A 6,809-nucleotide genomic window follows, 5' to 3' on the forward strand; every position below is an offset into this window, starting at 1 on the left:
ATCGCGGATATCTTCCGGATGCAGGCGGCTAGGCGGCTCCATTGCAATCATGGTGAGCATTTGCAGCATATGGTTCTGCGCCATATCGCGCAATGCACCTGCATGATCGTAATAGCCTCCACGCTCTTCAACCCCAACTGTCTCGGACAGGGAAATTTGAATATTCGCAATATGCTTGTTGTTCCAGAGCGGCTCGAAGAATGCATTCGCAAATCGAAGAACTTCAATGTTCTGTACCATTTCTTTGCCCAAGTAATGGTCGATACGGTACACTTCTTCTTCTTTGAATACTTGACGGATTTCTTCGTTCAGCTTCTCTGCTGAAGGTAGATCGTAACCGAACGGCTTCTCGATTACGAGGCGGTGCCAGCCCTTGCTCTCCAGCATTCCGCCATCACGAAGATTGTGCGATACACTGCCGAACAATTCCGGAGCCAGTGCCAAATAGAACAGACGATTTCCTGGAATATCGTACTCGCGTTCGATATGCTCGGACTGCTCACGCAGTTCGCGGAAGCCATCTACATTGTTAATATCTAACGGCTTGTACTCAAAATGCTTAGCAAACCGGTTCCATTCTTCATCATTCTGAACCGGGTAACGGCAAAATTCGTCGATAGACGCACGCACATCCTGACGGAATTCTTCATGCGTACGAGCACGGCGGGCTAGTCCGATAACTGCGAAGCGTTCTCCTAGCTTGCCTTCGCGATACAGACTATATATAGCCGGGAACAATTTGCGGCGAGCTAAGTCGCCAGTAGCACCGAATATATAGAATACGGCGCCGTCTGCCAATTGGGATTCATGATTTTGCATCACAGTCATCTCTCTCCATCATCCTTACACTCGTTTATAGATCTGATATAGTTCCTATTTCGGATGTGATGCCATTTTAGCATACTTACCGTATAGATTCCATTCTTTCCTTGACGTCAAGTATAATTCTCATTGCCTTGCCCAGCTGCAATTCTCAATCCATTCTCATTAAAATTCACCGGCAATCAGCGGAGAACCGAAAGATATTCGGGTTTCTCCCTTGTCCCTGTTTTCATGAACAGCAAGCTGCAAATTTGCATTTCCATGCTTCATTTGCACCCCTGAACCCATATAGTCTGTCTGATAAGATACACTGATCGTACGCTCATCCTCATAGCGGTCAAGCGGTTCTGCTTGTCCCCATTCCCGCAACGATCGCTCCGCCCTCTCGAAGCTGTCCTTCAGCGATTGGCTCGCTACTGTCTGAACGGTCGCCGTCCATTCTGCCCCGTAATGAGATGACAGCTTCTTCATCAGTTGTTCCCCTTCTGCAGCTGACTGAGTCATACCGGTTCTGGCTGATCCTTGTATGGATATCGTATAGTATACGCGCCCATCCTCTTCTTGAAACCACAGAATCGCTGCTTCTATCGAATCCGATATATAAATTCCGCGATACGCCTCCTTGCCTTGTTCTTCCTTGCGTATCAGGTGCGCTGTGATCCCTGCATCCTTCTGCCACTGTTCGAGGTTCTTCTCCTTGCTGCTTCCAGCTGCATAATTCCCTTGAATGAGCACCGTAGTCTGGAATTTCTTAGATCCGACCAATTCAGCAAGCACCCAAAGCATGTTCACCCGCTTCACAAGATCAAGCTTCTCGACCGATTCCTGACTTCCAGCCAACTGCCATCGATCATTGCTTCCGATGAGTGCAATGGCACCGCATAACGCTAACAACACCAATCCTACTGCCGCAACGGCAGAACGGCGTACTGCATGCATCCTTCCATCACCTTACCTTATCGAAGTGTAGCACTCTTAGAATTAGGCGGGCTGATTCTAGGTGTATGACCATACCTAGCATTCGTTCATGGAATAGACTACTGACATATACATTCAACCAAGAATGGAGGCTTACCAACCGTGGTTCCCGTTCCGATAGACGAGACGTTCATTCGATTGCTATGTGGCCGCCCGGTCTGTGTTGTGATGCAGAACGGAGATCAATATATAGGACGGCTTACCTCTTGTGAGGGGGGGAAATTGATATTGAACGGCGATATTGTTACTACCTCACACGCTTCTGCTGTATCTGTTGAACCTTCCCCAGTTAAGAAGCGCAAAGGGAAGAAAAACAGTCAGCTCCAAGTTGCTGACACTTCTAATCAAGCATATACAAGCGCATTCGATCCATATAGAGCCAGTCCCTTCTTCCCTGGTGGACGCCTCGCTCTTGATTTGGGTCTGGTTTCCTTATTTTTTCTGCTTTTTATCTAGAATTCCTGCATCCCCTTCTCAGTTCATTCGAAAAAAACCCGAACACTCTCCTAGGAAAGCGCTCGGGTTCTCGGCTATTCAGCCAATCCGTTCTTATAAGCGTAAATCGCTGCCTGCGTGCGATCCTCCACACCAAGCTTCGCCAATATATTCGTAACATGGAATTTAACCGTCTTAATCCCAATAAACAGATCATCCGCGATATCCTGATTGGATTTCCCTTGCGCTAATAAACGAAGTACGTCCATCTCACGCTCTGTTAATTGTTCATGCGCCGCAGTTGGCTGAGCTGGCTGACGGAATCGATTCATCATCTTGGAGGCTACCTGGGACTCAAGTACAGATTGACCTCTTGCAGCTGCCCGGATGGCTTCAGCAATCTCTGTAGCGCGGGACGTCTTCAGCAAATAACTGAATGCTCCAGCTTCAATGACAGGATACATCTTCTCATCATCCAAATAACTCGTAAGTACGATCACCTTGCAGTCAGGATATAACTGCAGCAGCTTGCGGGTTGTCTCTATACCATCCATACCATCCATCACAAGATCCATAAGCACAACATCAGGCTTATACTCTTGGGCAAGACGTATTCCGTCCATGCCGTTGCTTGCTTCCCCTACGACCTCAATGCCTTCTTCTGTATTCAGTACTGCAGCAAGGCCGATGCGAACCATTTCATGGTCATCTACCAACAATACTTTAATAGGATTGTCCATCATCGATGTTTCCATCTCCATCGTTCAACTCTTCCTCCTTCAGACCAGGCTCTTCTCTCATGACAGGCACTCGAATTTCGATCCGGGTTCCTTTGTCAGGTGCGGTAATGAACTGAATGGAGCCGCCCACTTCATTTACCCGCTCCTGCATCGTACGAAGGCCGTAGCTTGCTTGCTTCTTATCATCCCAATCAAATCCTATCCCATTATCACGGAGGAGTAAACGAACGAAATCCCCTCGATTTTGCAGTTTGATCTCCATCCGCGATGCCTTCGAGTGCCGCAGTGTATTCGACAACGCCTCCTGAACAATCCGGAACAGATGGTTCTCAACGCCCTTCACTAATCCAATATGATCATCCATCTCGCAATGAATTTCAATTGGAATTTTGGACTGCAGCTCGCGGATCAGCTCCGCCAAGCCTTGAGTCAAGCCTTTTCCCTCCAAATGTACAGGCCGCAAATGAAGCAGCAGCGCACGCATCTCGGACTGGGCAACGGAAGCCATTTCTTCAATCAGCTCCACCTGCCGTACCGCTCGATCAAAATCAACATCCAGTGTTCTCCGTACAGCGGTAGCTGTCATTGATATTGCAAATAACTGCTGACTTACCGCATCATGCAACTCCCGCGCCAAGCGTTGCCGCTCTTCGATAATCGCGGATATCCGAGCCTGCTCTGCCAATTGCGCATTATTCGTGGACAAGCGCTGCATCGAAGTCACTTGCTCTTCCCAACGCTTGCTTACTCGCTCCAATTGTTCAGCTAGTTGGCCGATCTCGTCATCGCCGAGATCCGGCATCGGCCGCGATAGATTCCCCTTCTCCAAGAGCAGCATCGATTCGCGCAGCAATTCCACACGACGCTTCATCCGATAACCTTGGAAGAACGCAAATATCGACGTAATGATCGCGACGACAAACAACACCGATAATGTCGCCTTCACTCCGTCGATCCAGGTCTCAAATGGCTGCACATAACCATATGATTGCATCAAATAAATAATGACAAAGAATAGTATGATAGAAAGGAGAAGCGTTTCGCCCATTAATCGTACTACCATATTCACATGCTTTTTCGGTTCCATTCCGGCCTTTGCATCTCCTTTCTTCGCTAACTGTCCTACATGTGCAACCTGACATCAATATCTCCTACGAGGTAAGAAATATGGAGTTTCACTCTTTGCTCCGTCAACTCGTAATTCGGCGATCGCCACGTCCACTTGTTCAAAAATCCGGTTTCTTTGTCGCGTCCCACATCAATTTGCCCAAATAAGACTGTAGCTTCGATATATACACCAATGTCATCTGGAATCATAATGTCCATGTCACCTAATACGCCTTGAAAGATGAGGGTAGTTTCCGGTTCTTCCAATATCGCCAAGGACAAGTCGATATCACTTTCCCCAATAAGGTGCCACATGCTTTGGCTGTGCAAAATATATGGCACTCGATCCCACTTCAGACTGGATGTAATGTTCTGGCGCTTTTCGACATGATCATGCTTCTGGTCTTTACGAGCACGTGAATAGAATATCCCTAAAGATATCAAGATGATTCCGACGAATAACATTAAATGTTCCAAAAGCAAAAGTGTTCCACCGATACCTAGCAAGGTGTACCCTACACGCAATTCTGCAGCACGAACTTTGCGCATGCCCAAATACAGCATAACAAGTGCGACAAACGTTACGAAACTAAGCCACTTGCCAATTAAAATGAGCAACCCGAAGACGATAAGAATATATGCAAGCAAACGGTTGTTTTTATTCATGTCGCACCTCCTGTCACAAATATTCGTGGATAGCACTTACGGCGATGCTAGCGCATCGCCGTAAGCTACCTATGTTAGCATATCATAACCTTGGACATCCCCCAAGGATTTATTGCTCCGTTTGACCCAATTTTTGCTTCAATGCTGCCAATTGCTCGTTAACCTTCATTTCCTTCTCTACATCTACAGGCGGTTGGTAATTGGATGAAGTGCCTGCATATCCGCCGTAAGGAACACGCATGACTTCAGCTTCTGCTTCCAATTGCATAATCTTCTCTTCCATGCGATGGAAGCCGCGAGTTGCAGAACCTGACTCGATGGAATGGTTGCTTGTAATGGAAGACATCTGCTTGCGTGCTTTCGCCATTTGTGCACGTGCAGCCAATTCATTGCGTTTGTTGCGCAGTTTGTAGAATTCATCCTTCATCGAGCGCAGCTGATGCATTAACTCTTCCGCATGGCCTTGTGCTTGGGCATGCAAGTCGCTGTATTCAGCAACTTTTTGATCATAGTACAGTTTTTCTTCCAGGAACTTGCGTGCCATTTCCTCTTGGCCTGACTTCAATGCGCGTTCTGCCTGTGCTTCACGGTCAGCTGTAAAGCGAATAGCTTCATCATAACGATGCTTGATTTGGCGCTCACTTGCCATTTGCTTGGCAACTGTTACTTCTGCATCATGGATTTCTTCCTCCATGTCGCGCAGATATTGATTCAACATTACCACTGGATCTTCTACTTTATCCAACAACTCATGTACAGAAGCCTTAGTCATATCTTTAATACGTTTGAATACACCCATCTTATTTGTCCCCTCTCTCGTACTTCGCTACTTTTTGGCGAAGTTCTTCGATTTCTTTTTTCAACGCTTTTTTCTCAATATCCATCATCATCGAATCGATGGAAGAATCATTAGAAGATGCATAATTCGCATCATAACTGTTGGTTTGCTTTACTCCTCCATATGTGGAGGAGCCGTATGGATTCGTAGGCCCTGCTGCTCGTGGTCCGTTGTAATAGTTGGGATCATTGGAGTAGCCGCCTTGGTAGCCTTGTTGACCTTGATAGCCGCCTCCGTATGGGCCTGCACCATAACCGGTAGGTCCAAATGGCTGGTACGGCTCCTTAGGTACTACTAGTGATACTACAAAGTATACGGCGATAAGTGTAAACGCCGAGAAGAATACTCCGATTACAAACAGGACACGCAGCAGAGTGACATCGAATCCAAGCCATTCACCTAAGCCGCCGAGGAGACCGCATACTTTACGATCACGTGTCGAACGGTACAACTTTCTGTTCATGGCTTACTTCACTCCTTTGCTGAATCTAATTTTTGTTTCAGGCGCTCCATTTCGCGCTTCAAAGCCATATCCCGTTCCGGGTTGATGTTGCCCATCGTTTGGCCGCTCATGCGGCGTACATCTTGAATGCCTTGCGTTTCCCATTCCATCCCGGAAACTCGATCCTCGAGTCTGCGGAACATACTGTCCACTTGCCCCACACCGTATTGTCCGAAGCGCTCGTTCATTTGCTGCTGCAAGCGAACCGTCTGCATTCTTGCGATGTAATACTGGCGCTTGTCATATACAGCTTGATATTCGCTCTTGAGCATATTCAATTGCTCTTCCAGCTCGAGAATCGCATCCTTGCTCTTTTCGTACAATTCTGAATACTGCTGCACCTTATCCTCATGCATCAGCTTCTCTTGCAATGCAATCTTGGCTGCGAATTCCTCACCCGCCTTCAAGGCCAGCATCGCTTGCTGCTCTCTGCGAGAACATAATTCTTGTGCTTGATTCATTTGATTTCTCATTTGATTCGCATGCATGACATATTGTTGATAGAGGCGGTCTGCCTCATTAATATCATGGCGTGTACGCATCAGGAACTGGTCAATCAAGCGGACAGGATCTTCAACCTTATCCAAACGTTCATTCAATGTTGCCATCGTAATGTCGCGAACCCTTTTCAAAATACCACTCATTCAGCCTTACCCTCCTTGAACCGACTATTTGCAATTATTAATTATCACTTTTGTAAAATGGATGGCTCTTGTTGCGC

8 protein-coding genes and 1 pseudogene are annotated in these 6,809 nt (G+C 47.0%); 1 reads left to right on the forward strand and 8 read right to left on the reverse strand.

Annotated features, from left to right (window positions below; genetic code table 11):
• Together AZ66_RS24905 and AZ66_RS24910 are read right to left on the reverse strand one after the other, a co-directional pair.
• Nucleotides 1-828, reverse strand: a pseudogene (locus AZ66_RS24905) (glucose-6-phosphate dehydrogenase); the annotation flags it as partial.
• Nucleotides 829-987: 159 nt separating this feature from the next.
• Nucleotides 988-1,761 (reverse strand): YwmB family TATA-box binding protein, encoded by a 774-nt coding sequence (locus AZ66_RS24910; protein ID WP_044357352.1) that lies wholly within the window; start codon nucleotides 1,759-1,761, stop codon nucleotides 988-990.
• A 141-nt stretch (nucleotides 1,762-1,902) separates the two neighbouring features.
• On the opposite strand from AZ66_RS24910, the gene AZ66_RS24915 reads away from it, so the two are divergent.
• On the forward strand, nucleotides 1,903-2,256 hold the full coding sequence (locus AZ66_RS24915; RefSeq protein WP_044357353.1) for a hypothetical protein: 354 nt from the start codon (nucleotides 1,903-1,905) through the stop codon (nucleotides 2,254-2,256).
• Nucleotides 2,257-2,330: 74 nt separating this feature from the next.
• On the opposite strand, the gene AZ66_RS24920 is transcribed toward AZ66_RS24915, so the two are convergent.
• The 6 genes from AZ66_RS24920 to AZ66_RS24945 form a co-directional block, all read right to left on the reverse strand.
• Nucleotides 2,331-2,996: a response regulator gene (locus AZ66_RS24920; protein ID WP_021254293.1), complete on the reverse strand. Its 666-nt coding sequence runs from the start codon at nucleotides 2,994-2,996 to the stop codon at nucleotides 2,331-2,333.
• Nucleotides 2,959-4,062, reverse strand: a complete 1,104-nt coding sequence (locus tag AZ66_RS24925; protein WP_021258622.1) for a sensor histidine kinase — start codon at nucleotides 4,060-4,062, stop codon at nucleotides 2,959-2,961. The genes AZ66_RS24920 and AZ66_RS24925 overlap by 38 nt, the downstream gene beginning before the upstream one ends.
• Nucleotides 4,063-4,097: 35 nt before the next feature.
• On the reverse strand, nucleotides 4,098-4,748 hold the full coding sequence (gene liaF / locus AZ66_RS24930) for a cell wall-active antibiotics response protein LiaF (RefSeq protein ID WP_021258623.1): 651 nt from the start codon (nucleotides 4,746-4,748) through the stop codon (nucleotides 4,098-4,100).
• 109 nt (nucleotides 4,749-4,857) lie between these two features.
• The gene (locus AZ66_RS24935) at nucleotides 4,858-5,547 is read right to left on the reverse strand and encodes a PspA/IM30 family protein (RefSeq protein ID WP_021254296.1); all 690 of its coding nucleotides are present in this window, start codon (nucleotides 5,545-5,547) and stop codon (nucleotides 4,858-4,860) included.
• 1 nt (nucleotide 5,548) lies between these two features.
• Nucleotides 5,549-6,049: a PspC domain-containing protein gene (locus AZ66_RS24940; protein WP_021258624.1), complete on the reverse strand. Its 501-nt coding sequence runs from the start codon at nucleotides 6,047-6,049 to the stop codon at nucleotides 5,549-5,551.
• A gap of 8 nt (nucleotides 6,050-6,057) precedes the next feature.
• Nucleotides 6,058-6,732 carry a PspA/IM30 family protein gene (locus AZ66_RS24945; RefSeq protein ID WP_021254298.1) on the reverse strand — a complete coding sequence of 225 codons (675 nt, stop codon included), beginning with the start codon at nucleotides 6,730-6,732 and terminating at the stop codon, nucleotides 6,058-6,060.
• Nucleotides 6,733-6,809 lie beyond the last annotated feature (77 nt).

The organism is Paenibacillus sp. E194, from assembly GCF_000935845.1.
GTDB lineage: Bacteria > Bacillota > Bacilli > Paenibacillales > Paenibacillaceae > Paenibacillus_B > Paenibacillus_B alvei_B.

Bases quoted from the DNA above. Each gene is read 5' to 3' on its own strand.
- liaF (WP_021258623.1), bottom strand. From the start codon at position 4,748: ATGAATAAAAACAACCGTTTGCTTGCATATATTCTTATCGTCTTCGGG.
- AZ66_RS24940 (WP_021258624.1), bottom strand. From the start codon at position 6,049: ATGAACAGAAAGTTGTACCGTTCGACACGTGATCGTAAAGTATGCGGT.
- AZ66_RS24945 (WP_021254298.1), bottom strand. From the start codon at position 6,732: ATGAGTGGTATTTTGAAAAGGGTTCGCGACATTACGATGGCAACATTG.
- AZ66_RS24910 (WP_044357352.1), bottom strand. From the start codon at position 1,761: ATGCATGCAGTACGCCGTTCTGCCGTTGCGGCAGTAGGATTGGTGTTG.
- AZ66_RS24935 (WP_021254296.1), bottom strand. From the start codon at position 5,547: ATGGGTGTATTCAAACGTATTAAAGATATGACTAAGGCTTCTGTACAT.
- AZ66_RS24925 (WP_021258622.1), bottom strand. From the start codon at position 4,062: ATGGAACCGAAAAAGCATGTGAATATGGTAGTACGATTAATGGGCGAA.
- AZ66_RS24920 (WP_021254293.1), bottom strand. From the start codon at position 2,996: ATGGAGATGGAAACATCGATGATGGACAATCCTATTAAAGTATTGTTG.